This window comes from Paracoccus xiamenensis, from assembly GCF_011308835.1.
Taxonomy (GTDB): Bacteria; Pseudomonadota; Alphaproteobacteria; order Rhodobacterales; family Rhodobacteraceae; genus Paracoccus; species Paracoccus xiamenensis.
In genome coordinates, this window is the sequence record NZ_JAAOHY010000001.1 from 340,857 (window position 1) to 367,648 (window position 26,792).

The 26,792-nt window shown below is 65.3% G+C and carries 30 protein-coding genes; 17 read left to right on the forward strand and 13 right to left on the reverse strand.

From position 1 onward, the window contains the following. The first annotated feature begins 2 nt into the window (after window positions 1-2). From G7044_RS01755 to G7044_RS18140, 6 genes are all read left to right on the forward strand, one after another. On the forward strand, window positions 3-392 hold the full coding sequence (locus tag G7044_RS01755; RefSeq protein WP_166325062.1) for a succinate dehydrogenase, hydrophobic membrane anchor protein: 390 nt from the start codon (window positions 3-5) through the stop codon (window positions 390-392). Between the two features lie 7 nt (window positions 393-399). Continuing rightward, window positions 400-2,202 (forward strand): succinate dehydrogenase flavoprotein subunit, encoded by a 1,803-nt coding sequence (sdhA, locus tag G7044_RS01760; RefSeq protein WP_166325065.1) that lies wholly within the window; start codon window positions 400-402, stop codon window positions 2,200-2,202. Further along, the gene (locus tag G7044_RS01765) at window positions 2,202-2,567 is read left to right on the forward strand and encodes a hypothetical protein (protein ID WP_166325068.1); all 366 of its coding nucleotides are present in this window, start codon (window positions 2,202-2,204) and stop codon (window positions 2,565-2,567) included. Before sdhA ends, G7044_RS01765 begins: the two co-directional genes overlap by 1 nt. Further along, window positions 2,537-2,890 (forward strand): hypothetical protein, encoded by a 354-nt coding sequence (locus G7044_RS01770; RefSeq protein ID WP_328803792.1) that lies wholly within the window; start codon window positions 2,537-2,539, stop codon window positions 2,888-2,890. Before G7044_RS01765 ends, G7044_RS01770 begins: the two co-directional genes overlap by 31 nt. Window positions 2,891-3,007: 117 nt before the next feature. After that, window positions 3,008-3,787: a succinate dehydrogenase iron-sulfur subunit gene (locus G7044_RS01775; protein WP_166325071.1), complete on the forward strand. Its 780-nt coding sequence runs from the start codon at window positions 3,008-3,010 to the stop codon at window positions 3,785-3,787. Window positions 3,788-3,890: 103 nt separating this feature from the next. Further along, window positions 3,891-4,022, forward strand: coding sequence for a hypothetical protein (locus tag G7044_RS18140; protein ID WP_268935294.1), 132 nt, complete (start codon window positions 3,891-3,893; stop codon window positions 4,020-4,022). A 111-nt stretch (window positions 4,023-4,133) separates the two neighbouring features. Here G7044_RS18140 and G7044_RS01780 read toward each other — a convergent pair whose 3' ends face one another. Then, window positions 4,134-4,487, reverse strand: coding sequence for an ArsR/SmtB family transcription factor (locus G7044_RS01780; protein ID WP_166325074.1), 354 nt, complete (start codon window positions 4,485-4,487; stop codon window positions 4,134-4,136). Between the two features lie 195 nt (window positions 4,488-4,682). On the opposite strand from G7044_RS01780, the gene G7044_RS01785 reads away from it, so the two are divergent. From G7044_RS01785 to G7044_RS01805, 5 genes are all read left to right on the forward strand, one after another. Further along, window positions 4,683-5,048 (forward strand): AtpZ/AtpI family protein, encoded by a 366-nt coding sequence (locus tag G7044_RS01785; protein ID WP_166325077.1) that lies wholly within the window; start codon window positions 4,683-4,685, stop codon window positions 5,046-5,048. After that, window positions 5,023-5,799 carry a F0F1 ATP synthase subunit A gene (locus G7044_RS01790; protein WP_166325080.1) on the forward strand — a complete coding sequence of 259 codons (777 nt, stop codon included), beginning with the start codon at window positions 5,023-5,025 and terminating at the stop codon, window positions 5,797-5,799. Before G7044_RS01785 ends, G7044_RS01790 begins: the two co-directional genes overlap by 26 nt. 60 nt (window positions 5,800-5,859) lie before the next feature. Next, a complete protein-coding gene (locus G7044_RS01795) occupies window positions 5,860-6,084 on the forward strand; it encodes a F0F1 ATP synthase subunit C (protein WP_090522652.1) in 225 nt (74 codons plus the stop codon). A gap of 73 nt (window positions 6,085-6,157) precedes the next feature. After that, window positions 6,158-6,832 (forward strand): F0F1 ATP synthase subunit B', encoded by a 675-nt coding sequence (locus G7044_RS01800; RefSeq protein WP_166325083.1) that lies wholly within the window; start codon window positions 6,158-6,160, stop codon window positions 6,830-6,832. Next, the gene (locus G7044_RS01805) at window positions 6,832-7,386 is read left to right on the forward strand and encodes a F0F1 ATP synthase subunit B (RefSeq protein ID WP_166325086.1); all 555 of its coding nucleotides are present in this window, start codon (window positions 6,832-6,834) and stop codon (window positions 7,384-7,386) included. Before G7044_RS01800 ends, G7044_RS01805 begins: the two co-directional genes overlap by 1 nt. A gap of 85 nt (window positions 7,387-7,471) precedes the next feature. Here G7044_RS01805 and G7044_RS01810 read toward each other — a convergent pair whose 3' ends face one another. Continuing rightward, a complete protein-coding gene (locus tag G7044_RS01810; protein ID WP_207630137.1) occupies window positions 7,472-8,533 on the reverse strand; it encodes a saccharopine dehydrogenase family protein in 1,062 nt (353 codons plus the stop codon). 163 nt (window positions 8,534-8,696) lie between these two features. Continuing rightward, complete coding sequence (locus G7044_RS01815; protein WP_328803793.1) at window positions 8,697-9,356, reverse strand: OmpA family protein; 660 nt, start codon at window positions 9,354-9,356, stop codon at window positions 8,697-8,699. 232 nt (window positions 9,357-9,588) lie between these two features. Between G7044_RS01815 and nth the strand changes: the two genes are divergently transcribed. Beyond that, entirely contained in the window at window positions 9,589-10,233 is a 645-nt protein-coding gene (gene nth / locus G7044_RS01820; protein ID WP_166327246.1) for an endonuclease III, read from the forward strand. Then, complete coding sequence (locus tag G7044_RS01825) at window positions 10,230-11,225, forward strand: adenosine kinase (protein WP_166325095.1); 996 nt, start codon at window positions 10,230-10,232, stop codon at window positions 11,223-11,225. The genes nth and G7044_RS01825 overlap by 4 nt, the downstream gene beginning before the upstream one ends. A gap of 103 nt (window positions 11,226-11,328) precedes the next feature. Here G7044_RS01825 and G7044_RS01830 read toward each other — a convergent pair whose 3' ends face one another. The 3 genes from G7044_RS01830 to G7044_RS01840 form a co-directional block, all read right to left on the reverse strand. Beyond that, a complete protein-coding gene (locus G7044_RS01830; protein WP_166325098.1) occupies window positions 11,329-12,249 on the reverse strand; it encodes a prephenate/arogenate dehydrogenase family protein in 921 nt (306 codons plus the stop codon). Next, window positions 12,246-13,349: a histidinol-phosphate transaminase gene (gene hisC / locus G7044_RS01835; RefSeq protein WP_166325101.1), complete on the reverse strand. Its 1,104-nt coding sequence runs from the start codon at window positions 13,347-13,349 to the stop codon at window positions 12,246-12,248. Before hisC ends, G7044_RS01830 begins: the two co-directional genes overlap by 4 nt. Window positions 13,350-13,457: 108 nt before the next feature. Next, complete coding sequence (locus tag G7044_RS01840; RefSeq protein WP_166325104.1) at window positions 13,458-14,012, reverse strand: NTP transferase domain-containing protein; 555 nt, start codon at window positions 14,010-14,012, stop codon at window positions 13,458-13,460. A 111-nt stretch (window positions 14,013-14,123) separates the two neighbouring features. On the opposite strand from G7044_RS01840, the gene G7044_RS01845 reads away from it, so the two are divergent. Continuing rightward, a complete protein-coding gene (locus tag G7044_RS01845; RefSeq protein WP_166325107.1) occupies window positions 14,124-15,410 on the forward strand; it encodes an O-acetylhomoserine aminocarboxypropyltransferase/cysteine synthase family protein in 1,287 nt (428 codons plus the stop codon). Window positions 15,411-15,522: 112 nt separating this feature from the next. On the opposite strand, the gene G7044_RS01850 is transcribed toward G7044_RS01845, so the two are convergent. Continuing rightward, complete coding sequence (locus tag G7044_RS01850) at window positions 15,523-16,410, reverse strand: SIMPL domain-containing protein (protein ID WP_166325110.1); 888 nt, start codon at window positions 16,408-16,410, stop codon at window positions 15,523-15,525. Window positions 16,411-16,550: 140 nt separating this feature from the next. Between G7044_RS01850 and G7044_RS01855 the strand changes: the two genes are divergently transcribed. Together G7044_RS01855 and G7044_RS01860 are read left to right on the forward strand one after the other, a co-directional pair. After that, a complete protein-coding gene (locus G7044_RS01855; RefSeq protein WP_166325113.1) occupies window positions 16,551-19,541 on the forward strand; it encodes a hypothetical protein in 2,991 nt (996 codons plus the stop codon). A 6-nt stretch (window positions 19,542-19,547) separates the two neighbouring features. Further along, a complete protein-coding gene (locus G7044_RS01860; RefSeq protein WP_166325116.1) occupies window positions 19,548-21,440 on the forward strand; it encodes a monovalent cation:proton antiporter-2 (CPA2) family protein in 1,893 nt (630 codons plus the stop codon). A 156-nt stretch (window positions 21,441-21,596) separates the two neighbouring features. Here the strand turns inward: G7044_RS01860 and G7044_RS01865 are convergent, their stop codons facing one another. From G7044_RS01865 to G7044_RS01885, 5 genes are all read right to left on the reverse strand, one after another. Next, complete coding sequence (locus G7044_RS01865) at window positions 21,597-22,106, reverse strand: CarD family transcriptional regulator (RefSeq protein WP_166325119.1); 510 nt, start codon at window positions 22,104-22,106, stop codon at window positions 21,597-21,599. A gap of 326 nt (window positions 22,107-22,432) precedes the next feature. Next, window positions 22,433-22,771, reverse strand: coding sequence for a ferredoxin FdxA (gene fdxA, locus G7044_RS01870; RefSeq protein WP_166325122.1), 339 nt, complete (start codon window positions 22,769-22,771; stop codon window positions 22,433-22,435). A 66-nt stretch (window positions 22,772-22,837) separates the two neighbouring features. Next, window positions 22,838-23,707 (reverse strand): lysophospholipid acyltransferase family protein, encoded by an 870-nt coding sequence (locus G7044_RS01875; protein WP_166325125.1) that lies wholly within the window; start codon window positions 23,705-23,707, stop codon window positions 22,838-22,840. Then, complete coding sequence (locus G7044_RS01880) at window positions 23,689-24,474, reverse strand: GNAT family N-acetyltransferase (RefSeq protein ID WP_166325128.1); 786 nt, start codon at window positions 24,472-24,474, stop codon at window positions 23,689-23,691. The genes G7044_RS01875 and G7044_RS01880 overlap by 19 nt, the downstream gene beginning before the upstream one ends. A gap of 137 nt (window positions 24,475-24,611) precedes the next feature. Beyond that, window positions 24,612-24,791, reverse strand: coding sequence for a DUF3553 domain-containing protein (locus G7044_RS01885; RefSeq protein WP_166325131.1), 180 nt, complete (start codon window positions 24,789-24,791; stop codon window positions 24,612-24,614). Window positions 24,792-24,805: 14 nt separating this feature from the next. Here G7044_RS01885 and G7044_RS01890 point away from each other — a divergent pair, with 14 nt between their 5' ends. Beyond that, window positions 24,806-25,468: a histidine phosphotransferase family protein gene (locus G7044_RS01890; RefSeq protein WP_166325133.1), complete on the forward strand. Its 663-nt coding sequence runs from the start codon at window positions 24,806-24,808 to the stop codon at window positions 25,466-25,468. 25 nt (window positions 25,469-25,493) lie between these two features. On the opposite strand, the gene G7044_RS01895 is transcribed toward G7044_RS01890, so the two are convergent. Further along, window positions 25,494-26,762, reverse strand: coding sequence for a glutamate-5-semialdehyde dehydrogenase (locus G7044_RS01895; RefSeq protein WP_166325136.1), 1,269 nt, complete (start codon window positions 26,760-26,762; stop codon window positions 25,494-25,496). Window positions 26,763-26,792: the final 30 nt, after the last annotated feature.

Here is a 26,792-nt window from a genome sequence, read left to right on the forward strand (position 1 = left end):
CCATGCGTTACATCACCCCGCGCAAAGCCGCCGTCGGTCTCGGCGCGTCGCATACTGGGACGGAGCATCACTGGTGGATGACCGTCAGTTCGGCAGCACTGGCGCTGCTGACGCCCTCCTTCCTGATGGTCGTGGGCACCGCGCTGCAACTGCCCGGCCGACCTGAGATCCTGGCATATTTCAGCCATCCCTATCCGGCCATCGTCATCGCCGCCTATATGACGCTGGGGATGATGCATTTCATCAAGGGCACGCGGATCCTGATCGACGACTATCTGCAGCACACCGCCCGCAAGGTCGGGCTGATCGTGGCCGCCGTCTTCGGCTGGACCGTCATCGCCACCACGCTTTTCGCCATGGCGCGCATGCTGCTCGCCACGGCCCAGATCTGAGGTCACCATGTCCGCATATGAATATCAGGTTCACGATTACGACGTGGTCGTGGTGGGGGCTGGCGGCGCGGGCCTGCGCGCGACGCTGGGCATGGCCGAACAGGGGCTGCGCACCGCCTGCGTGACCAAGGTTTTCCCGACGCGTTCGCATACGGTCGCAGCACAGGGCGGAATCGCCGCCTCGCTGTCGAACATGGGGCCGGATAACTGGCAGTGGCACATGTATGACACCGTCAAGGGGTCCGACTGGCTGGGCGATACCGACGCCATGGAATACCTCGCGCGCGAGGCGCCCAAGGCGGTTTACGAGCTGGAACATTACGGCGTGCCGTTTTCGCGGACCGAGGAGGGCAAGATCTATCAGCGCCCCTTCGGCGGCCACACCACCGAATTCGGCGAAGGCCCGCCGGTGCAGCGCACCTGTGCCGCCGCCGACCGCACCGGCCACGCGATCCTGCACACGCTTTACGGTCAGTCGCTGAAGAACAACGCGGAATTCTTCATCGAATATTTCGCGCTCGACCTGATCATCACCGATGGCAAATGCACCGGCGTCGTCTGCTGGAAGCTGGACGACGGCACCATGCACGTCTTCAACGCCAAGATGGTCGTGCTGGCGACGGGCGGTTACGGCCGCGCCTATTTCAGCGCCACCTCGGCCCATACCTGCACCGGCGACGGCGGCGGCATGGTTGCCCGCGCGGGGCTGCCGCTTCAGGACATGGAATTCGTGCAGTTCCACCCGACCGGCATCTATGGCTCGGGCTGCCTGATCACCGAAGGCGCACGGGGCGAGGGCGGTTACCTGACCAACTCGGAAGGCGAGCGTTTCATGGAACGCTATGCGCCGACCTACAAGGATCTGGCGTCCCGCGACGTGGTCTCGCGCTGTATCACCATCGAAATCCGCGAGGGTCGCGGGGTGGGCGAGAACAAGGACCATATGTATCTGAACCTGATGCACCTGCCGCCCGAGGCGCTGCACGAACGCCTGCCGGGGATCAGCGAAAGCGCCAAGATCTTCGCAGGCGTCGATGTGACCAAGCAGCCGATCCCGATTCTGCCGACCGTGCATTACAACATGGGCGGCATCCCGACGAACTATTGGGGCGAGGTGCTGAATCCGACGCCGGAACATCCCGATGCGATCTTCCCCGGCCTGATGGCGGTGGGCGAGGCGGGCTGTGCATCCGTGCATGGCGCGAACCGCCTCGGCTCGAATTCGCTGATCGACCTTGTGGTCTTTGGCCGTGCGGCGGCGATCAAGGCGGGCGAGGTCGTCGACCGCAGCGTCCCCGTTCCCGCCACCAATACCGCCGCCGTGGACAAGATCCTCGACCGCTTCGACCGCATCCGCAATGCCAGCGGCGGCACCCCGACGGCCGCGCTGCGCGACGAAATGCAGCGCACCATGCAGGCCGATGCAGCGGTGTTCCGCACTGACAAGACCTTGGCGGAGGGCGTTGAAAAGATGGGTAAAATCGCCGCCAAGCTGGACGATCTGCACGTCACCGACCGGGGTCTGATCTGGAACACCGACCTGATGGAAACGCTGGAGCTGGAGAACCTGATGCCCAACGCGCTGGCGACCATCGTCGCGGCCGAGGCACGCAAGGAATCGCGCGGCGCTCACGCCCATGAGGACTATCCCGACCGCAATGACGGCGAGTGGCGCAAGCACAGCCTTGCCTGGGTCGATGGCAATCATGTGACCCTGGCCTACCGGCCCGTCCATCTTGAACCGCTGACGAAAGAATCGGATGGTGGTATCGATCTGAAGAAGATTGCACCGAAGAAAAGGGTTTACTGATGCGTCTGTTACTGTCCCTTGGTGCCGTGTCGCTGGCTTTGGCCGGCTGCGTGGCCCCTGTCACCACCGCGCCGACGGCGCCGATCGTCAATCCGCCGCCCGTCGCGCCGCCGACCAGCACGCTGGACAGCTCGACCCGCGCGGTCGCCCGCGATGTCGTGAACCGCGAGATGGCCAAGCGTCTGCCGGGCCGCAATGTCGCGCCCTACAGCGACTGCGTCGTCAACAACGCCTCGATGGCGGAATTGTCGGACATCGCCGCGCGCGGCGTGAACGACACCACCTCGGCGGCCTCCTCGGTTGCGGTGATCGTGCAGCGTCCTGAAACGACGCAATGCATCGCCAAGGTCGCGGCGACCGCCTGATGCGTGGCGCGGCGCTTTTCCTGCTGGCACTCGGTCCGGTGGCGCTTGCCGCCTGCGGGCCGGTGCCGTTGGAGCAGGCCGAGCGTATCTGCATGGAAGACGCCTATCTTGCGACCGGGCCGCGCGGCTCGGTCGGGGTAGGGGTTGGCAGCGGAGGGCGGACCTTCGGCAGCTTCGAGATGTCTGTCAGCTCTGACTATGTGATGGGGCGCGATCCGGCGGATGTCTATGCAACATGCGTGCAGCGCCGATCCGGGCAGCCGCCATCGCGACCGCTTTACGAACGCCCCGGCTGGGACACCTATCGTCCCCGCCGGTCATGATGGGGGCCGTCCGGCCCAGCCCGCGCCTGCTGGCGTGGAATGAAATACCCGCTGGTCCCCGGACCGGCCATATGACGCCTTCCAGGTCCGCATGACCCAGAAGCAAGGAGCCTGACCATGGTCGAATTCTCTCTGCCCAAGAACAGCCAGATCCGGGTCGGCAAGACCTGGCCGAAGCCGGAAGGCGCCACCAATCTGCGCAAGTTCAAGATCTATCGCTGGGACCCGGACACGGGCGAGAATCCGCGCCTCGACACCTATTTCGTCGATATGGACCGCTGCGGCCCGATGGTTCTGGACGCGCTGATCAAGATCAAGTCTGAAATCGACCCGACGCTCAGCTTCCGCCGGTCCTGCCGCGAAGGCATCTGCGGATCCTGCGCGATGAATATCGACGGCGGCAACCACCTGGCCTGCATCTATGGCATGGACGAAATTTCTGGCGACGTGAACATCTATCCGCTGCCGCATATGCCGGTGGTCAAGGACCTGATCCCCGACCTGACGCATTTCTATGCCCAGCATGCCAGCATCAAGCCCTACCTGATCACCCATTCGCCGGAACCCGGCAAGGAATGGCGCCAATCAATCGAAGACCGCAAGAAGCTGGACGCGTTGTATGAGTGCATCATGTGCGCCTCTTGCTCGACCTCTTGCCCGAGCTACTGGTGGAATGGCGACAAATATCTGGGCCCGGCGACTCTGCTGGCGGCTTATCGCTGGATCATCGACAGCCGGGACGAGGCGACGCCGGAACGGCTGGATGAGCTGGAAGATCCGTTCAAGCTGTATCGCTGCCACACGATCATGAACTGCACCAATACCTGCCCGAAGGGGCTGAACCCGGCGAAAGCCATCGCCGAGATCAAGCATATGCTGGTTGACCGCATCGTCTGAGACGATCCGTCGCAACCCCTAACGCCGCGTCGCAGTTGAATATGCTGCGGCGCGGCATTATTTTTGCGGCAACGGGAGGAACCATCAGACCAAAGGTTCGACGATGAAAGCCTCGAATATGCCTGCCGCCCCGAAGCCCGAAGCAAAAGCTGCCGAAGCGGTGCTGGAACAGATGTTTGCCTATTACACCCATGAAGCGCTGCCGCTGGAAAAGCCGCTGGCACGCGCGGCGTGATCTGATGTGGCGCGGGTTACGGCCCGCGCCACAACGCGTTTAGTGGGGCGCGGCGGGCAGCTTAGGGAGGAACCCTCTCTACACGGAAGGCGAAAGCCTGCGCCGCCGTGCTCAGTTTTCGTCGAAAGCGGCTTCTTCATTCAGGGACTGGGCAAGAAACCTTTCGAAATCGTCAAGATCAACGGGATCGAACTGTCCGAAGCCCTGCATCCAGATGGAGGCCCGGCGCATGCCCTCTGGGTCGATCCGGCACCAGGTGATGCGGCCGCGCTTTTCCTGCTGGATCAACCCGGCAGAGGCCAGCACGACCAGGTGTTTCGACACCGCGGCCAGGCTGACATCGAAGGGGGCGGCGACATCGCTGACGGCCATGTCATCCTCTAGCAGCAGCGACATGATCCGCCGCCGGGTCGGGTCGGCAAGCGCGGAAAATATCTGATCCAGATGCAGATCGGTGTCGGACATGGGGATATTTCTGCCTCAACGCTCAACTTATCGGTTGAATTATGGGGGAGTGCGCAGCCGGGTGCAACCGGTCACGGTCGATCTGCGCCTCTGCACGCATCAAATAAAATCAATGAGTTACGCGATGTTTCCTTCTGCTTGACTCGGGGCCGTCTGCCCCCTATCACCGCCCCCAAGATAACAGGGGTGTGAAACTTGCCCAATCGCGACCACGGCGGCCCGGATCCTGACAGGCTGCGCCGACTGGAAGAGCGGCTGGCGCAGGCCAAGGCACCCAAGACGCCCTCGCAGACGGCGGTCACGCTGCACCATGCCGATACGGCCTGGCGTATGGTGATCGAGCTGGTTTCAGGACTCGGGATCGGGTTCGGGATCGGCTACGGGCTGGACTGGTTTTTCGGCACCATGCCGATCTTTCTGGTCCTGTTCCTGCTTGCGGGGCTGGCGGCCGGCGTCAAGGTGATGCTGGGGACCGCCCAGGAATTGCAGCGAAAAGCTGCGGCGAACATGCAGGGCGACCTGCAAAAGACGAGGGATGACACAAGTGGCGACGGAAGCTGAAGGCCTCTCCTTTCACCCGATGGACCAGTTCGTGGTCAAGCCGCTGTTCGGCGATGGCCCCATCAGCTGGTACACGCCGACCAACGCGACGCTGTGGATGGGTCTGACGCTGCTGGCCATCGTGGCTCTGCTGGTCTTTGGCACCCGCGGCCGCGCCATCATCCCGAACCGGGTCCAGTCGATCGCGGAAATGCTGTATGGCATGATCCACAAGATGGTCGAGGATGTCACCGGCAAGGACGGGCTGAAATACTTCCCCTTCGTGATGACGCTGTTCTGCTTCATCCTGTTCGCGAACTATCTGGGCCTGCTGCCGAAAAGCTTCTCGACCACCTCGCAGATCGCGGTTACGGCCGTGCTGGCGGTGATGGTCTTTGTCGGCGTTACCGTGCTGGGCTTTGTCAAGAACGGCACCCATTTCCTGGGCCTGTTCTGGGTCAAGTCGGCGCCGCTGGCGCTGCGCCCGGTGCTGGCCGTGATCGAACTGATCTCGTATTTCGTGCGCCCGGTCAGCCACTCCATCCGACTTGCCGGCAACATCATGGCGGGCCACGCCGTGATGAAGGTTTTCGCCGCTTTCGGCGCGATGCTGCTGATCAGCCCCGTCATCGGTATCGTCGTGACGCCGCTGTCGATCCTGGGCATCGTCGGCGTCTATGCGCTGGAGATCATGGTTGCGATCATCCAAGCTTACGTCTTCACCATTCTGACCTGCGTCTATCTGAAGGACGCGCTGCACCCGTCGCACTGACGGGTCGGCAAAGGTCGGTTCATCAATCCATCCATTCCATAGCCTCAAGGAGCAATAACAATGGAACAACTGGGTCAGTACCTCGGCGCGGGTCTCGCTTGCATCGGTATGGCGGGCGCCGCCATCGGTGTGGGCAACGTTGCTGGCAACTACCTGTCGGGCGCCCTGCGCAACCCGTCGGCTGCCGCTTCGCAAACCGCCACGCTGTTCATCGGCATGGCCTTCGCCGAAGCCCTGGGCATCTTCTCGTTCCTGGTCGCGCTGCTGCTGCTGTTCGCAGTCTGATCCCTGCCATCCTTGCGGTTGGGTGGGGGCCGTGCCCCCACCCGATTGTGACTTGAAAGGCCAGAGGTAGGACATGTTCAGCCTGTTGCAACAGGCGGCCACCACAGCCGCCGAAACCGATACCCACGCGGCCCCCGCCAACGCCGATGCAGCAGCCGCTGCGGCTGGTCACGGCGCGGATGCGACCCATGCTGCGGAAGCGGCAGGCGCTGCGGCCCATGCCACTGCCGATGCGGGCCACGCGGCCCAAAGCGCGGGCATGCCCCAGCTCGACGTTTCGACCTTCGGCAACCAGATCTTCTGGCTGCTGGTCACGCTGGCCGTGCTGTATTGGGTGCTGTCGAAAGTGGCGCTGCCGCGGATCGACGCCATCATTTCGGACCGCCAGGGCGCCATTACCGGCGACTTGATGCAGGCCGAGGAATTCAAGAAAAAAGCCAAGGACGCCGAGGCGGCCTATGGCAAGGCGCTTGCCGATGCCCGGACCGAGGCCGGCAAGATCATTGCCGCGCAAAAGGCCGACATCCAGAAAGAACTGGATGCCGCCGTCGCCAAGGCAGATGCCGAGATTTCGGCGCGAGCCGCGGAATCGGAAACGCGCATTGCCGCCATCCGCGACAGCGCGACCGCCGACGCCCGCAGCGTCGCCCGCGAAGTCACGGCCGAGCTGGTGCGTGCTTTCGGTGGCAAGGCGGATGACGCGGCCATCGACGCCGCCGTCGATGCGCGTCTGAAAGGGGCTGCGTGATGAAGAAACTCGCTATTCTGCTGTCGCTGTCCGCGACCCCGGCGCTTGCCGCCTCGGGTCCGTTCTTCAGCCTGCGCAACACCGACTTCGTCGTCACCCTCGCCTTCCTGGTCTTCATCGGCATCCTCGTTTACTACAAGGTGCCGCAGCTGATCGGTGGTCTGCTGGACAAGCGGGCCGAAGGCATTCGCGCCGACCTGGAAGAGGCACGCCGGCTGCGTGAAGAAGCACAGGAAATCTATGCTTCCTACGAGCGTCGCCAGCGCGAAGTGAAGGGCCAGGCCGACGAGATCGTCGCCAATGCCAAGCGCGAGGCGATTGCCCAGGCCGACAAGGCCAAGGCCGATCTGCAAACCTCGATCCAGCGCCGCCTGAAAGCGGCCGAGGATCAGATTGCCTCGGCCGAAGGCGATGCCGTCCGCGCCGTGCGTGACAGTGCCGTTCAAACAGCCGTTTCCGCCGCGAGCGAAGTTCTGCGTCAGCAGGGTGTCGCGGCAGACCGCAGCGCAGGCATTGACGCCGCCATCAACGAAGTGGCGCAGCGCCTGCACTGATACAAATCCCGAGGGACAGGGATCGAAGGCCCGGCCGCGCAAGCGTGCCGGGCCTTTTCCATGGTCGGACTGCGGTGCCGGGCCTTTAAGCCGCAGCCGCGCCGACCTCGGTCATCGCTGTCACCTCCGGCCGGCTGGTGATGAAATCCGCCCCCAGCAGCATCGAAGGCGTTTGAAAGCCGGCATGGCCGCTTTGCGATTGGCACCAGCGGGCGATCTCGAAACAGGTGTCGACGGTCAGACTGTAGACATTCGGGGCCGAAAAATGCAGCGCGAGGCGTTTGCCGCCCGGCGCGATGGCCTCGCCCCAGAACTCGGTCCGCTGGGTGGCGCGGGCCGCATCATCGGGGCCGCCCGAGAAGAATTTCTTCACCATCCGGTCCAGCCGGGTGCGGATCGCAGGCTTCGCCGTGAGGCCCCGGAAAGGCGAGGTCAGCCGCATCGCCAGCGCCATCGGCAGCGGCACCGCCGCATAGACCATGCCATTCGGCACCCCGGTCGAGACGCCCGACGTGTAGACATCGCCCCATGGCAAGGTCACCGCCCATTGCCGGCCGTCGGGAAAGCTGATGCGGCGGATCCGATAGCCGTTACCGACCGGGACCAGCTTGTGATCGCGACGGATCATGCCGCCATCCTTCATCGCTTCAATGGCGGTGGTGGCGGTGCCGATGCTGGGCTTGGTGCCGAAGGAAAAGGCGAGGTTGATGGTCTCGGCTTCGGGCAGGCGCGCCTTCAGTTCTGCGGCAAGGCAATCGGTCGGCACGATGTCAAACCCCGCGCCGGGGCACAGGATGACCCCGGCCGCGCGCGCGTCGGCATCGCGTTCCTGGCAATGTGCGAAGATTGCGATTTCGCCGGTGATGTCGACGTAATGGACCCCGGCGGCGATGCAGGCGTCGATCAGTGCCGGGGCGGTGCGGGCGAAGGGCCCGGCGCAGTTCAGCAGCACCTTGACCCCATCAAGCTGGCTGGCCGCCTCGGTCACGTCGAAGGCGCGGAAGGGCAGGTCGAGTTCCTCGGCGAGGGGTTTCAGTTTTGCGTCGCTGCGCCCGGCCAGGATCGGGCGTTCTCCGCGCCGGACCGCCTCGCGCGCGGTCAACTCGCCCGTATAGCCATAGGCGCCGTAAATCATCATGTCCTGCATGGCAGACCTCATCGAAGGGGGGCGTTCGCTCTGTTCGTCAGCTCCACCATGAATGTAGGGATGGGGCTTGCCGCTGCAAACTGGCCTTTCGTCTTACGCGGGGTCACGACGTAACGAAAAAGGCCGGGCGCGCGGCCCGGCCTTTCCATGCAGTTCTGCCCGATCAGCGGGTCGGGCGGATCAGGATTTCCACGCGGCGGTTCTGCGCCCGGCCGTCCTGGGTGTCGTTGGTGGCGATCGGCTGGGTCTCGCCGCGGCCAACCATGACCAGGCGCGACGAAGACACGCCCGATGCGGTCAGGATGCCGCCGACCGACTGCGCGCGACGCTGCGAGAGGTCGAGGTTATGCGCGTCCGATGCGGTCGAGTCGGTGTGGCCGTAGATTTCCACGCGGCTGTTCGGATATTGCTGCAGGCTTTGCGCCAGACCATACAGGTCATTCTGGGCCTGACCCGAAACGGCGGCGCTGTCGGATGCAAACAGCAGACCCGAGGGCATGATGACCTGCAGGTGATCGCCACGGTTGATGATCTGCACGCCCGGCGAGGTCATCACCTGACGCAGTTGCTTTTCCTGCGCTTCGATGACGTTGCCGACAACGGCACCGGCAGCCGCGCCCAGCACCGCGCCCTTCACGAAGTCCTTGCCCTGATTGTTCTTGTCGTCGTCACGGCCAGCGGCCAGTGCGCCCCCGGCAACCGCGCCGATCAGCGCCCCTTGCTGGGTCTTGCTGAGGGTGGTGCCCATCGTGCCGTCGGGATTGGTTGCACAGGCACCAAGCGCCATCACTCCGGCTGCGCCCAGAAGAAGGGAAACACGCATGTTCATATAAAAAGCCTCTCAGTCCGTTGATCGTCGTGCCGTCACAGCACGCATTGTTCCGAAAACGCCGTTATCCTTGCATATGTTCCGCCGGTTTCCTAGGCAGCAACCCCGGCAGCGCGCTGATAATCGGTCACATCTTGCCGAGATTCCGTCCCCCTCGCACGCCGGATTTCGCGATCTGCGCTTGATCTGGCACCGCCCTGCAGGCAAGAGGCGGGCCATGGCCCGTATGCCCAAGCCCTTGCCCTATGCCCAGCAGGTCGCGATCTTCTCGCGGCTGCGCGATGCTGAACCGGCGCCGGTCACGGAACTGCATCACGATAACGCCTTCCAACTGCTGGTCGCGGTGGCGCTGTCGGCGCAGGCGACCGATGCCGGCGTCAACCGGGCGACGAAGGAACTGTTCGCGCAGGTGACCACGCCCGAGCAGATGCTGGATCTGGGCGAAGCGGCGCTGCTCGATCATATCAAGACCATCGGATTGTTCCGCCAGAAGGCGAAGAACGTCATGAAGCTGTCGCGCATCCTGGCCGAGGATTACGGCGGCGAGGTGCCCTCCAGCCGCGCGGCGCTGATGTCGCTGCCGGGGGTAGGGCGCAAGACCGCGAATGTGGTGCTGAACTGTGTCTTCGGTCAGCCCGCGCAGGCGGTCGACACCCATATCTTCCGCGTCGGCAACCGAACCCATATCGCCCCCGGCCGCGATGTGGACGAGGTTGAGCGCGCCATCGAGGACAACGTCCCCGCGCCCTTCCAGCAGAACGCCCATCACTGGCTGATCCTGCACGGCCGCTATGTCTGTCAGGCCCGGCGGCCGCGCTGCCAGATCTGCCCCATCAACGATCTCTGCCCCTATGAGGAGAAGACCGCATGACCGCATTTCACGTCATCGGCATCGGCAATGCCATCATCGACGTCATCCAATCGACCGAGGATCAGGACCTGATCGACATGGGCGTCCAGAAGGGCATCATGCAACTGGTCGAACGCGAGCGGTCCGAGTTCCTGCTGGCCCAGCAGGCCCGGCGCGGCAAGGCGCGGCTGGTTCCGGGCGGATCGGTCGCCAATACGCTGGCCGGTATCGGCCGGCTCGGCCTGAACACGGCCTTCATCGGCCGCGTCGCCGATGACGAACTTGGCCAGGCCTATGCCCATGATACCGAGGCCGAGGGCACCCGGTTCATCAATGCCCCGGTTCCGGGCGGCAATCTGCCGACCTCGCGCTCGATCATTTTCGTGACGCCGGACGGCGAGCGCTCGATGAACACTTATCTGGGTATCTCGGCCAATCTCGGCCCCGATGATGTCGATGACGCCGTTTTCGAAGGCAACAAATGGCTGTTCCTTGAAGGATATCTGTTCGACAAACCGGCGGGGAAGGCGGCCTTCCTTTCAGCCGCCAATGCCTGCCACCGCGCGGGTGGGCAGGCGGGCATCGCGCTTTCCGATCCGTTCTGCGTTGACCGCCACCGCGATGACTTCCGCAAGCTGGTCTCGGAAACGATGGATTATGTCATCGGTAACGCCCATGAATGGGAATCGCTCTATCAGACCAATCTCGACGAGGCGCTGCGGCTGGCCTCTGCCGATTGCCACACCGTGATCTGCACCCGCTCGGGCGATCCGGCGATCCTCATCCGCGGCAATCAGCGCGTCGAGGTGCCGGTTCATCGCGTTATCCCCGTGGACGCCACCGGCGCGGGCGACCAGTTCGCGGCCGGGCTTATTTTCGGCCTTGCCTCGGGCAGGGATCTTGAAACGGCCGGACGCATGGCGGTGATGGCCGCATCCGAGGTCATCAGCCATGTCGGTGCCCGCCCCGAGCGCGACCTGCTTGTCGACTTCAAGGCGGCCGGCCTCATCTGAGGCGTGCGCGCCTGCTGCAAGGTCAGATGGATATTTGGGCCAGAGCGAAAGATGCTTTCATTCTGGTACCAATATCCCGGGGTCCGGGGCAGCGCCCCGGCCGTCAGTTCTTTTTCGCGCCGCGCCCGAAATCCGGGGCGGCGGTGTCCTGCCCGGCCTCGATGATGCCGCGACGGATGGCGCGGGTGCGGGTGAAATAGTCGTGCAGCTGTTCGCCGTCGCCCATGCGGATCGCGCGTTGCAGCATGAACAGTTCTTCAGTGAAGCGTCCGAGGATGTCCAGCACGGCTTCCTTGTTGGTCAGGAACACGTCGCGCCACATCGTCGGGTCCGAGGCCGCGATCCGGGTAAAGTCGCGAAACCCGGCGGCGGAATACTTGATGACCTCGGATTCGGTCACCCGCTTCAGGTGATCGGCCACGCCCACCATGGTATAGGCGATCAGGTGCGGGGTGTGGCTGGTGACGGCCAGAACCAGGTCGTGATGGGCCGGCTCCATATCCTCGACATTGGCGCCAAGCGCGCGGATGAAGCGGCGCAGGCGCGACAGCTCTTCGGGGTCGGTATCGGGCAGGGGCGTCAGCAGCCACCAGCGGTTCTGGAACAGTTCGGCGAAACCGGAATAGGGGCCGGAATGTTCGGTGCCGGCTAGCGGGTGGCCGGGGATGAAATGGACATTCGCCGGCAGGTGGGGGCTGACCTGGGCGATCACCTCCTGCTTGACGGAACCTACATCGGTGACCACCGCGCCCGGTTTCAGATGCGGCTTGATCTCTGCCATGACCTTGCCCATCGCGCCCACTGGCACGCAAAGGATCACCAGATCGGCGTCGCGAACGGCAGCGGCGGCATTGTCGACGACCTCGTCCACCAGTTTCAGGTCGCGGGCTGCGGCGCGGGTCTTGGCGCTGCGCGAGGTGCCCGAGATCTTGCCGACCACGCCCGCCTCGTGCGCGGCAAGCGCGATGGATCCGGCGATCAGGCCCAGGCCGATCAGCGCGACCTTGTTGTAAATCACGCTCATGCTTGATCCCTTCCGGCCATGAAGCGGCCAATGACATGGGCGACCCGGCGGCAGGAGGGTTCGTCCCCGATGGTGATGCGCAGGCAGTTGGGCAGGCCGTAACCCGCGACCTTGCGCACGATCAGCCCCTCGGCCTGCAGCGCCGCGTCGCAGGCATTGGCGGTTTCGGCATCGGCGAAGCGGGCCAGCACGAAATTGGCATGGCTTTCGTCGCAGTCGATCCCAAGATCCAGCAGCGCCCGGCGCAACCAATCGCGCCATTTGGTGTTTTCGGTCTGGCAGCGGGTGAAATGTGCGCGATCCTTCATGGCGGCCTCGGACGCGGCCAGCTGCACGCCCGACAGGTTGAAGGGCTGGCGGACCCGGTTCATCACGTCGATCAGCGCCCGGTCGGCATAGCCCCAGCCGATCCGAAGCCCGCCCAGCCCGTAGATCTTGGAAAATGTCCGCGTCGCCAGCACGTTCGGGAAATCGTCAGCAAGGGCGAAGTCGCGGCGATAGTTTTCCTCGGCAAATTCGGTATAGGCACCGTCATGGACCAGCAGCACATTGCCGGGCAGGCCTTGGGCCAGTCGGCGGATCTCGGCTTCGGTCAGCATGGTGCCGGTCGGGTTGCCGGGATTGGTCAGAAAGACGATGCGGGTTCGTGGTGTCACCGCCGCCAGGATCGCGTCGACATTCACCCGGCGCTCGGTTTCGGGGACCACCACCGGCACCGCCCCGGCGGCGCGGGTCAGGATCGGATACATCGAAAATCCGTGCTCGGTCATGATGACCTCGTCGCCCGGACCGGCAAAGCATTGCGCGGCGAATTGCAGCACCTCGTCGGATCCGACGCCGCAGATGATGCGGTCGGGGTCGAGGCCGTGGACTTCGGCAATCGCCGCGCGCAGGCTGGCATGGTCGGTATTGGGATAGCGGTGCATCTGATGGGCGGCGCGGGCGGCGGCCTCGCGCGCCTTTTCGGACGGACCATATGGGTTCTCGTTCGAGGACAGCTTGACCACGTTGTCATGGCCCGCAATCTGCGCCGCGCCGCCCACATAAAGGGCAATGTCCATGATGCCGGGTTGCGGCAGCGGGCGGGGGCGTTCGGTCATGATCGGACTCCTGTCAAGCCCGGTTGTCTTAGCCTTGCGGCAGGCGGTTGGAAAGCCGGGGAAAACGCGAGCGTGGCAGGCTGTGGCAAACGGGTCAGGGCCCGACAGTCAGGGCAGGTCAGTCGGCAGGTCGATGTCACGCAGCTCTTGCATGGTGGCAGGGACGTATTGCGCGGCGGGAAGCTCGGTCAGCAACGCGCCCGCGCCACGGTCGCCGATCAGCGCGCGCAGGCGCGGGAACCATGCGGCGGAGAAGGCGGCCGGCGGCGATGGAGTTTCCCCAAGCGCGCAGGCGGGCAGGTCGGTCATGCGGGCCATGACGGCGTGGTGCAGGTCGGGGCTGACAAAGGGCATGTCGGCAAGCGCGATCAGCAGGCCCGGTACTGGACTGGGTGCGCGCAGGGACTGTGCCCAATCCAGCGCCCTGTGCAGACTGTCGCTTTGCTGGCCTTCGCAGAAGGCGGTCTCGAATCCCTCGGGCAGCAGCGCGGCATGGGCGGGGTGGCGCAGCACGGCAAGGCGCGGGCCGGGGGCAGCAGCGCGCAATGCCTGCGCGGCGCGGGTCAGCACTGCCATTCCGCCGCAATCGGCGGCCAGTTTGTCACCGCCGAACCGGCTGCTGCGCCCGGCGGCCAGCAGGACAGCGGCAATGGGTTGAGGCAAGGGCCCAGTCATCTGCGACAGGTTAGCACCCCGGTAACCCCCCTGCCAGTTCCCCGTTGCGTGGTGGGGCGCGCGGGTCCTAAGGTGCTGGCGCATCAAGGGGGAACTACCATGACCGAGACTTTGGGCTTTGACACCCGCGCCATCCATGCCGGCGCTGATCCCGACCCGGCCACCGGCGCGCGGCAGGTGCCGATCTACCAGACCACGGCCTATGTCTTTCGCGACGCCGACCACGCTGCCCGGCTGTTTGGCCTGCAAGAGGTCGGCTATATCTATTCGCGGCTGACCAATCCCACCGTGGCCGCCTTGCAGGCCCGCATCGCGGATCTGGAAGGCGGGGCGGGCGCGGTCTGCTGTTCCTCGGGTCACGCGGCGCAGATCATGGCGCTGTTCCCGCTGATGGGGCCGGGCAGGAATATCGTCGCCTCGACCCGGCTGTATGGCGGCACCGTCACGCAGTTCAGCCAGACCATCAAGCGCTTCGGCTGGTCGGCGAAATTCGTCGATCTGGACGATCCCGAGGCCGTGCGCGCCGCAATTGATGATGACACGCGGGCGATCTTCTGCGAATCGATCTCGAATCCCGGCGGCTATCTGACCGATATTCCCGCCATCGCGAAAATCGCCGACGAGGCAGGCCTGCCGCTGATCGTCGACAACACACTCGCCACGCCATATCTGTGCCGCCCGATTGAGATGGGCGCCACGCTGGTCGTCCACAGCCTGACCAAATACATGACCGGCAACGGCACCGTGACCGGCGGCGTCGTCGTTGACAGCGGCAAGTTTGACTGGTCGGCCAGCGGCAAGTTCCCCAGCCTGTCGGAGCCCGAGCCCGCCTATCACGGGCTGAAATTCCACGAAGCGCTCGGTGCCATGGCATTTACCTTCCACGGCATTGCCATCGGGCTGCGCGATCTGGGCATGACCATGAACCCGCAGGGCGCGCATTACACGCTGATGGGGATCGAGACCCTTGGCCTGCGCATGCCCAGGCATGTCGAAAACGCCCAGAAGATTGCTGAATGGCTTGCGCAGGATCCGCGCGTCGGTTCGGTCAGCTATGGTGGGCTCGCATCGTCGCCGCAGGCTGGGGTCAAGGCGCGGGTTTATCCGAAGGGGGCAGGGGCGCTGTTCACCTTTTCGCTGAAAGGCGGGTATGAGGCGGCGGTTAAGCTGGTCGACAGTCTGAAACTGTTCAGCCACGTCGCCAATCTGGGCGATGCGCGGTCGCTGGTGATCCATTCGGCCTCGACCACGCACAGCCAGTTGACCGACGAACAGAAGATCGCCGCCGGGGCCGGCCCTGACGTGGTGCGCCTGTCCATCGGGATCGAGGACGCGGACGATCTGATCGCCGATCTCGATCAGGCGCTGAGCGCGGCCACCGCCTGAAGGCTGCCGACATGAAAAGGCCCGGCCGGGAGGATGCACCGGCCGGGCCTTCCCTTGCGCGCAGGGGGCACAAAGCGGACCCGCCGCCCAAGCTGGGCGGCGGGAATGGTGGTCAGTTCGCGGGGGCGTCTTCGGCGTTGGCCTCCGGGGTCTCGGCAGATGCATCGGCTGCGGTGTCAGCAGGCGCGGCGCCGGTGTCCTGCGGGGCCGGCATCGGCATGGCACATGCCTCTCCGCCTTTCAGGGCATAGGTCACCTCGACATCGGCGGTGAAGGCCACCTCGCCGCCCTCGACCGGAATGCTTTTGCCTGCCGCATCGGCGCCCATGGCCCGCATCATCACCGGCTCGGGGCCGTTCATTCCCTGCCGGGGCTCGCCCATGCGGATGATGGGGCCCAATTCCAGCCCGGCGGCTTCAGCCATGACACCGGCGCGGTGGGTGGCGTCGGCCACAGCGGTGCCAAGGGCCTCGTCCTCGGTCGATTGCGAATCCTCGCGGATGAAACGGATGCCCTGCATCTCGTTCGCGCCGGCAGTCACGATGCTGTCCAGCACCTCTCCCGCGCGTGAGATATCGGTCACCCGCACGGTCAGCAGGTTCTGCGCCATATAGCCGGTAATCGTCGCCGGGGCGTTTTCGGGATAGTTCATCATCGGGTTCAGCGTCAGGCCAGAGGTCTGGATATCCGCCTCCTCGATGCCCACGCCTTTCAGCGTGTCCAGCACCGCCTGCTGTCGGGCCGAGTTGTCCGTCATGGCCTGCGCGGCGGTCTGCGACTGAGTGGTCACGCCAAGAGAGATCATGACCTGATCGGGTGCGACGCGCGATTCGCCGTGGCCGGCCACCGTCAGGATGCCCGGATGGCCGCAGCCGCCCATGCCCGTACCGCCATGGCCCGCCGGGCCGCCCGGGGCGGCAAGTGCAGGGCCGGCCAGCAGCGCCAAGGAAACCGTTCCGGCCAGCAATGCACGCATAGGGCGAATTTGACGATCAGACATAGTTGTAAACTCCGTTTTAAGTGTCGGTCGGCAACGCATCCGAACCGGATTTGTTCATTCACGAACGCGCGCGTTCTTTCCATATGGCACGGTTCGGGGTATTCAGAAAAAAACAACGCCGGCCGAACAAGGCACAGCATATGAACGAGCAGACGAAACGTGGGGCCATCGCCCCGGCCATGGATTTTGCGCTTGGCTTCCAGCCTGATGGCGTGCAGCTGTTGTCCCGCAACGGCGGCACTTGGGCGGAGCTTGGCCGTGCCCCCTTCGACGGGGATCTGCGCGGAGCCCTCAGCGGCTTCGTGCAGCAATTGCGCGCCGCCAACGCGCCGGGGCTGGCCTTGGTCATTCCGGGCGACCAGATCCTGTATACCGAACTGCAGCTGCCCCCGGCAGCCAGTGCCGATGCGGCATTGCATGCAGGGCTGGAGGGGCTGACGCCTTACCGGGTTGAGGATCTGGCTTTCGATTACGCGCCCACAGATGCGGCCCCCGGTAGCATGGTGAAGGTCGCAGCCGTCGCGCGCCAGACCCTGCAAGAGGCCGAGGATTTCGCCGTCCGCCACGGCTTTGCGCCCGACCGTTTCGTGGCCGCGCCGCAAGCTGACCAGTTCCCCCATGCCCCGGATTTCGGCGCCACCGAACTGGCCGCCGAATGGGCCCATGCGACCGAAATCGCCGATGACCTTGGCAATGAGGCAGCCGAACCAGCCGCCCAGCCCGAGCTGTCCCTGGTCGCGGCCGCGACAAGCGCCGTTGCCGCGCCCGGCCCGGTCATAAGCCGAATCACGCGTCATGTCGTCAATATTGCCGCCCCGGCAGAGCCTGCGGCCTCGGTCAATCTCGGCTCTATCGTGCTGCTGGGCGATGACGCAGGGGCCGAGCCCGCCGAGACCCCGGTCGCCCCGGATACCCCGGCCGGGCCAATGGTCACCGACCCGCCGCAGGCTGCGCGTCCCGAAAAGGTGATGCCGGACCGGGCGCGGGCCTTCCACGAACGCGCGCAAGCTGCGCGGCAGATGCGCCCGCCGCTTGCAGCGCCTGCGCGCGAACGCCCGGCGGCCGGGCGCCGCATGGGCCTGTCGGGGGCGCTGCCGATGGTCGGGCTGCTGGTGCTGGGTCTTGGCATCGCTGCTGCGATTTCCAGCCGCGATCCGGCTCCTGAAGCCGACGCGCCGACTGCGGCCGTGACCACCGCGCCTGCGGCCACTGCGCCCGCATCGGCCCCGGCAGTCGCAACACCGCCGGCGACAACCAGCGTGCCCGCACCCGCCGCGCAGAACGCGGTGCCGACCGTTCCCCGTACGGCACCGGCGGCCGCGGCGCCTGCGCCGACGCAGAACCCCGCCGTGGTTGCAACGGGCCCGTCTGTCCCGGCACCAGCCGCTGCCGTGCCGCAGGAAGCGGTCAGTCAAACCCCGGTGACGGACACGAATGCCGGGCAGGCCCAGACCTCCGCCGCGAGCGTTCCCGCTGTCGCACCGCCGCAGCAGGTGATCTCTGGCGCGTCGGACCTGCTGGGGCAAAGCCCAGCACCCGCCGCCACCGCAGCCGCACCGGAACAAGTGCCGCAACCCGCAACGGCGGCGCAGGACCCTGCCCCGGCGGCGCAGACCCCGCCCGCCGTCGCGCAAGTGCCGGCAGTAGCGGCGAAACCCGAAGCACGCCCGGCTGTGGCCAGTTCGGCCCGGCCGAAATCGCGCCCTGCCGACCTGGCCCGCGTCAGCACCCCCACAGCCGAGCCGTCGCGCAGCAGCGCGCCGTCTGCCAGCGCCGGCAACAACACGCCCGCAGCGGCTCCGGCGGCGCGGCCAGCCTCGCGCCCGGCGCAGGAACCAGCGGCACGGAGCTCGGCCAGCCGCAGCCCCGGCGCGCCTGACAGCAGCACGCTGCGCAGTTCGGCCCGACCGAAGACGGCGCCCTCGCGCAGTGCGCCGGCGCAGGCCTCTGCCCAGCCCGATACGCGCCCCGCTGTTCCGCGCAATCCGCAGCCCTATGAGCGGCGGGCCCAGCCTGAACCGACAGGCAGCCGGCCTCCGCCGAAGCCGGCAGGATCCAGCAATCAGGGCGCCGCGCTGCATACGCAGCCGGCGCCTATTCGTTTGAGCATGTTCACTCAGGCGGGCCATGCCGCAATGTTGGATCGGCTGGATCGGCCCTGGGCCGAAACCCGCACCGAAGTCGCCATTCCGCTGATCCGCACTGCGCAGGCGCGGCCCTCGCGCAAGCCAACCCGCAGCGATGCTGTCGACGATGCAGTGGCGGCTGCCATCGCGGCCGACCGTCCGGCCGCGCGCGCCTCGAGCGCTGCCTCGACCGCCGCCCCTGCCAGGGGGGCGCTTGGCCGTTCGGATCGTCCGCGTCACCGGCCTTCGGGCCTGGCAAGCGCTGGCTCGGCCAGCACGTCGGGCCTGTCGGCGGCGACCAATGCCGCGGTTGAGGAAGCGATCGCCGCCGCCGTCAGTTCCTCGGCTGCGGTGCCGGGTCGGGTGGCGTTGACCGCGCTGCGCAGTTCAGCGCGGCCGCAGCGCCGGGGCAATGTGCCCGCGCAGGCCCCCGCCGAACGTGGCGGCAGCGCGAGCGGGCAGGAAGGCACGCTGGCCCCCGTCCCGGATGCGGCCGCTGCCTCAAAAGCCGCCGCCGAAGCTGCTGCCCTGGCCGAGCGCCGCCGGCTTGATGATGAATTGCAGCGCCAGGCCGAACAGCGGGCGCGCAACCGCGCCGCGGCCGATGCCCAGGCCGCGGCCCAGGCAAAGGCCGCCGCTGAAGCACGCGCCCGCGCGCAGGCCGAGGCAGAGGCCGCCGCTGCCGCACGCAAGAACCAGCGCTATCGCCCGCCCGAGGTCGATAACGAACCCGAGGTCGCCGCAGCGCCCTCGGCCCCCACAAACACCTCCACTGCCGGAGCGGCCACCAATCGCGGCATCGACCTGAACGCGACCCAGCTGATCGGGACCGTCGGCGCCGGAAAGGCCAGCCGGGGGCTGATCCGGCTGCGCAATGGCAAGATCGTGACCGTGCGGCTGGGCGACAAGATCAATGGCGGCCAGATCACCCAGATCGGCAATGGCGGGCTGCGATACGTCAAGGCAGGCAAGCAATATTCATTGCCCATTCTGAACGGGCGCTGATCGCGGATGGCCGACTTCCTGTTACTTGCGACGGTCTATCTTGCGACGATGATCGTGGCCGTGCCTGTCTCGACCCGGCTGGGGTTGGGGTCGGTGCTGGGCTATCTGATCGCCGGGATTATCATCGGCCCGGTGCTGGGCCTGTCCGGGCACGAGATGCACGATCTGCAGCATTTCGCCGAATTCGGCGTGGTGATGATGCTGTTCATCATCGGGCTGGAACTGGAGCCGCGCGTGCTGTGGGGGATGCGCAAGCGGCTGGTAGGGCTGGGCGGTGTGCAGATCATGGGGACGCTGGGGCTGATCTTTTTGGCCGCGCTGGCGCTGAACCAGACCTGGCAGGTATCGCTGGCGCTGGGGATGATCCTGTCACTCAGCTCGACGGCGATCGTGCTGCAGACGCTTTCGGAAAAGAACCTGATGCAGACGCGAGGCGGGCGTGATGCCTTTGCGGTGCTGCTGACGCAGGACATCGCGGTCATCCCGATGCTGGCGCTGATGCCTTTGCTTGCGACTTCGCCCATTCGCGTCGTGGCGGGTGATGAATCGCTGGGCGGGGCCTTCATGGCGCAGCTTCCGGGCTGGGCCGCCGCAGTCGTGACGCTGGCCGCGATTGCCATTGTCATCCTGATCGGCAATTACGCGATCCGGCCGCTGTTCCGCTTTGTCCACACGGCCCGCCTGCGCGAGATGGACACGATCATGGCGCTGTTCATCGTCGTGGGTATCGCCTCGCTGATGAGTTTCGTCGGCCTCTCGCCCGCGCTTGGGACCTTTCTAGCAGGCGTGATGCTGGCCAGTTCCGAATTCAAGCACGAACTGGAAAGCCAGATCGAGCCCTTCAAGGGCCTGCTGCTGGGGCTGTTCTTCATCACCGTCGGTGCCGGGATGGATTTCGCGCTGTTTGCCGAAATGCCGATCATTGTGATCGGCGTGACGGCGGTGCTGATCGCGATCAAGGCGGGCGTGCTGCATCTGATTGCGCGCTCGGTCAAGATGGCGCCGCGGGACCGGGCCCTGTTCACGCTGTCACTGGCGCAGGCGGGCGAGTTCGGCTTTGTGCTGGTTTCCTATGCCGTGGCGCTGCGGGTGTTGCCGGACCGGCTGGCGCAGGGTTTCCTGCTGGTCATCGCGCTGTCGATGCTGGTTACGCCGCTGTTGTTCATCGCCAATGACAAGATCAGCCGCCGCCTTGCCGAAGCCGCCGCCGAACAGCCCCATCGCCCCGACCAGATCGAGGAACAGCAGCCGATCATCATTGCTGGCATTGGCCGTTTCGGGCAGGTGGTCAACCGGCTGGTCACCCATTCCGGGTTAAAGACGACGGTGCTGGATCACGACCTGAAGCTGATCCAGCTGATGCGGCGCTATGGATTCAAGGGTTATTTCGGCGATCCGACCCGGCCCGAGGTCTTGGCCGCCGCCGGGCTGGACAGGGCGCAGATCCTTGTTGCCGCACTGGATAACCCTGACAGTAATGTCCAGCTGGTCCGCTATGCCCGCGAAAAGCGGCCCGATCTGAAGATTATCGCGCGCGCGCGCGACCGCATCACCGTTTATCAGCTTTATGCCGCAGGTGCCGATCACATCGTCCGCGAAATGTTCGATGCCAGCTTGAGGGCCGGCCGGTATGCCTTGGAAAATGCTGGCTTTTCCGAGTACGAGGCGCATGAGGCCGAGACGATCTTTTACAAGATCGACCGCGCCAGCCTGCGCGAACTGGCCGAGCTGTGGGATCCCGCCGTGCCGATAGAAGAGAATGAGGCCTATATCAACCGCACCGTCCAGATCAACCAGAAGCTGGAAGCGGCACTGATGGAGCGTTTTTCCCATGGCCCCGCCGCTGGTCCGATCGTGCCTGACAGGGGGCCAGAGCCAGAGGATATCCTGAATTCCTGAACTTCAGGGCCGAGCGGTCGGGAAGGGGGGGAACGCCTGTCCTCGCGCTGTTCGACCTGCGTCGTTTCCCGCAATCGAAAGGGCGCGGGCCCTGCGCGGGTTGCAATAAAAAAGGGCCGCTTGTGCGGCCCTTCACATCGCCATTGCAATCCGCGATCAGGCGGCGCGAGCCAGCAGAACCTCGTCCACTTTCTTCTGCGCGCCCGAGGCGTCGATGCCGGCCACGGCGGCGACTTCGCGTGTCAGGCGGTCGAGGGCGGCTTCGTAAAGCTGACGTTCGGAATAGGACTGTTCGCGCTGATCGTCGTTGCGGTGCAGGTCGCGCACCACCTCGGCGATGGCCAGCAGGTCGCCCGAGTTGATCTTCTGTTCATATTCCTGCGCCCGGCGCGACCACATGGCGCGCTTGACACGGGCCTTGCCCTTCAGCGTCGCCAGGGCCTGATCGACCAGATCGGGGCTGGCCAGGCTGCGCATGCCGATTTCAGTGGCGCGCGCAGTCGGGACGCGCAGGGTCATCTTGTCCTTCTCGAACGAAATCACGAACATTTCCAGCTTCATGCCGGCGACTTCCTGTTCCTCGATCGAAACGATCTTGCCCACGCCATGGGCAGGGTAGACGACGAAGTCATCGGGGCGGAATTCGGATTTCTTGGTCTTGGACATTCAATATTCCTTCCATTGGGCGCCGCTGCTGCGCAGGGTCAAGCGGCACAAACGGCCTGACGGCGGGGCGATACCCCTTCCGCAGGCCGGGTTTTCTGATTCATCATTCCATCGGGCAGACGATGGACATCCTTTCGTTCCATGCCAGGACAGGGCGTTCGCCCGGCAGTTTGTAACAGGACTATATCACAAAATTCCGTGCGAAAAAAGCCGCCTCACCATGCCACACGCTGGTGGCACAGATGGGACGGTCCGAAAGGCGTTTCAAGGTGTTGGATCGGAACCGGCGCCCGTAATGGGCACCGTCCAGACAGAATCGCCGCGGCTCAATCGCCTTCGCCCGGGGTCGGGCTGAAGTATTTTTCCAGCTTGCCGGAAACGCCATCCATTTCTTCGTAACCGGGCATCGGGTCCTTTTTGCGGGTGATGACCGGCCATTGATCGGCATATTTCCGGTTGAACTCCACCCAGGGCTCCATGTCCGGCTCGGTATCGGGGCGGATCGCATCGGCGGGGCATTCGGGTTCACAGACGCCGCAGTCAATGCATTCGTCGGGATGGATCACCAGCGTGTTCTCGCCCTCGTAGAAGCAATCCACGGGGCAGACCTCGACGCAGTCGGTGTATTTGCACATGATGCAATTGTCGGTGACGACATAGGTCATTGGCGCGTCCCTTTCGGCATTCGGCTTTCACCTAGACCGCTGCGGCGGGCCTTTCAAGCCGGTTTGCTAAGGATTTTCCGTGTTTGAGGGACTGTTGGCGCCATCAAAGGGCAGCGCCGCCCGGATCGCGGTTTCGGCCGCGCGGGACAGTATTTTGCGGTCTTTGCCCGCAACGGGAATTGGTTCATGCAGCAGGATTTCTGCCGAACCCTGTCGCTTGACGGCCAGCACCGAAAGAATATGCGGCCCAAGTGACATGTCGCCCCACCAGCCATAGAAGCGCGCGTCTTCACCTTTCGGTGCGTGATAGACTGCGGTGAGGGGCTGAATCACCAGTGCCTGCGGCATTTCGGGGGCAAGGAAGCCCTGAAACAGCGTCGGCTTGAACGGCAGCACGCGCCGTCCGTCGCTGGAGGTGCCCTCGGGGAAGAACAGCAGCCTGTGGCCGGCGCGGGTCCGCGCGGCAAATTCGGCCGCCTGTTCGCTGGCAAGGCGCGGATCGCGTGTGACGAAATGCGTATCCGTCACCCGGGTCAGGATATTGACGCCGGGCCAAGTCGAGACCTCGGATTTCGCCACGAAGAAGATCGGCATGGCGGCGTTCATGGTGAAGATGTCCAGCCAGCTGGAATGGTTCGCCACCACAGCGCCTGACCCTCGCATGGGCGTGCCGATGCGCCGCCAGCCCATGCCGATGCAGAACAGCACCGCCCGACAGACCCCCTGCACGAACGGCCCACTGAGCGGCCGGCGGCGACCGGCAAAAGGCCGCTCGGCCAAGCGCAGCAGCATCAGCAACGGCACGCCAAGGGCCAGCACCATAACCGCGGGCAACCCGCGCCGGATCACCCGCACCCAACCCATCAGGTCGGGCCGGGCAAGGGCGGGCGGCGCGCCGCCCCGCCAGGTCTGGGCGGTCAGCCGTTCGTCTGCCATCGGGCGGTATAGAAATCGCGGTGCTTCGCGGACATGGCGGCGGTATCCATCATCAGCAGCACATCGGTGGTGTTGAAGGGGCGGTCCAGAAATGCACCCTCGCCAATGGTGCCGCCCAGCCGCAGATATGCCTTGATCAGCGGTGGCATGCCCAGCATGGCGGCGCGGCGGTCCAGTTCGTCCTTGCCCAGAAGGTCCATGCGCTGGAAACCCTCGGGCCGGGCGACGGGGCGCAGCGCCTCGGGTGCAAGGTGGTGGTGGTGCAACCAGCCAAGCGGTTGTGCCAGCGGTTGCGCATCGGTGCCGTGGAAGGACGCGACGCCGAACAGGATCTCGACCCCGCGCGCCAGCACATATTCCGACAGCGCTTTCCACATCAGGAACAGCCCGGCACCGCCGCGATATTCGTCCAGCACGCAGGAACGCCCCAGTTCCAACAGCGGCCGGCCCGAGGCCTTCAGCTTCGACAGGTCATATTCGCTGTCACAATAGAAGCGCCCGAATTCGGCGGCGCGATCACCGGGCAGAAGGCGATAGACGCCTACGACGTGATCCAACTGGCTTGCATCGCGGCGGGTATCGATCAGCACCAGGTGATCCACGATCGGGTCGAATTCGTCACGCTCCAGCCGGGCCTCGTGGTCGACCAGTGGACCGTCGCCGCCCAGCTCCTCGACGAAGACACGATAGCGCAGGCGCTGCGCGGCCATGAGGTCGGTATTGTCACGGGCAAGGCGGATTTCGAAGAAATTATTGTCCAGAGTCATGGACCTTCCTGAATTCGGAACGAGATGTATCTAGAAAATACGCCGCTTCATTGCAACAGCATGGCGGCGACATTGGTTAAGCATATTGATGCATTGACACAGCCTATGGTTGTGTTCACGCTGGCGACATGTCTGCATCATTCGGCGTCAGTCTCGACCAGCTCCAGCGTTACATGGGCGCCGTCGATGACGCGTTTGCCGGCCTCGGCAAAGTTCACGGTGATGCGGTCGCCGACGCGCGATTGCACCTGCCCAAGCCCCCATTCGGGGGCTTGCGGGTGGCGGACGATCATCCCCGGTTCCAGAAATTCATTCATCGGAAAGTCCCATCATGACGGAATACGCCACCACAGCACGCATCGCAACGCCTGCGGCAAGCGAGACCGATCTGGCGGCGCGAATCGTTTCGCTGGTCGGATCGCGGCTGTGCCATGACCTGATCTCACCCCTGGGCGCGATCGGCAACGGGGTCGAGCTGCTGCAGATGGCGGGCGAATGGCCGGGCCTGCAGAAAAGTCCGGAAATGTCGCTGATCGAGGATGCGCTGCACGCCGCGCGGGCCCGCATCACCTGTTTCCGCATCGCCTTTGGCGCGACCGGTGGGGCGCAGCGTGTCAGCCCGGCGGAACTGGCTGCCCTGATCGCCGATGTCGAGAGGGCAGGCCGGATGCGCGTCACGCTTGACGCGCCCGGCGATCACGGGCGGGGTCATGTGAAGCTGATGATGCTGGCGCTGATGTGTCTGGAAACTGCGATGCCCTGGGGCGCGCGCATCACCATCCGCCAGCAGGGGCGGGACTGGACCGTTTCGGCCGATGCCGAACGCACCCGCCATGACCCGGCACTGTGGGCCTGGCTGGACGGCCCGCGTCCCGGCCAGCCCGAGCCCGCCGCGTCCGAGGTGCATTTCCCGCTGCTGGGACTGGCGGCGGCCGAGATGGACCGCCGTATCCGCTGGTCGCTGACCGAAACCGGGGCAGAGATCCGATTCTGATCGACCCGGCCCCGGCGCCACCCGGTCAGGGCCGGGTCGTGCCGTCGCCGGTGACCAGATATTTGAAGCTGGTCAGCTGTTCGGCGCCCACCGGGCCGCGCGCGTGCATCTTGCCGGTGGCGATGCCGATTTCCGCGCCCATCCCGAACTCTCCACCATCGGCGAATTGGGTCGAGGCGTTGCGCATCAGGATGGCGCTGTCCAGCCGCTGGAAGAAGCGGGCGGCGGTGGCGTCATTTTCTGTCAGGATCGATTCGGTGTGGCCCGAGCCGTGGCAGCGGATATGGGCGATCGCTTCGTCCACACCATTGACCAGCCGGGCGGCGATGATGCTGTCCAGAAACTCATGGCCAAAATCTTCGGGACGGGCGGGGGTGGTGCCGGGGATATCCGCCAGCACACCTTCGGCCCGGACCTCGACGCCCGCGTCCAGCAGGTCGCGGATCAGCACATCGCCGTGTTTGGTATAAAAGGCGCGGTCCATCAGCAGGCATTCGGCGGATCCGCAAACGCCCGTGCGCCGTGTCTTGGCGTTCAGAACCACGCGCCGCGCCTTGTCCAGATCGGCATCGCCATCGGCATAGACGTGGCAGATGCCTTCCAGATGGGCAAAGACCGGTACCCGCGCTTCGCGCTGCACCAGACCGACCAACCCCTTGCCGCCGCGCGGGATGATGACGTCGATCAGCCCCTGCGCGCGCAACATCGCGGCCACCGCCTCGCGGTCGCGGATGGGCACGATCTGGATCGCGGTTTCCGGCAGGCCTGCGGCGCGCAGGCCAAGGACCATGCAGTCATGGATCGCGGCCGAGGAATGGATTGAATCGGTGCCGCCCCGCAGGATCACCGCATTGCCCGATTTCAGCGCCAGCGCCCCCGCATCGGCGGTGACGTTGGGACGGCTTTCATAGATCACGCCCAGCACCCCCAAAGGCGTCGAAACGCGCTGGATATGCAGCCCGTTCGGACGGTCCCATTCGGTCAGCACCCGGCCGACCGGGTCAGGCTGTTCGGCAATCGCGCGCAGGCTGTCCACAATGTCGCGCAGACGCGCGGGCGTCAGGGTCAGCCGGTCGACCATCGCCGGCGACAGGCCCTTTTCGGCGGCATAGGCCAGATCCCGCGCATTGGCGGCGAGGATCTCGCCCTCGCGCTGCTGCACGGCATCCGCCGCCGCGATCAGCGCCGCATGCTTGCGCTCGGCGCTGGCAAAGGCCAGTTCAGACGCAGCGGCACGGGCGGCTTCGCCCATGCGCGCGATCAGGGTTTCGGCATTCTCGATGGCGCCGTCCATGTCGTCTCCTTCCGGGGTCGCAGCCCCAAG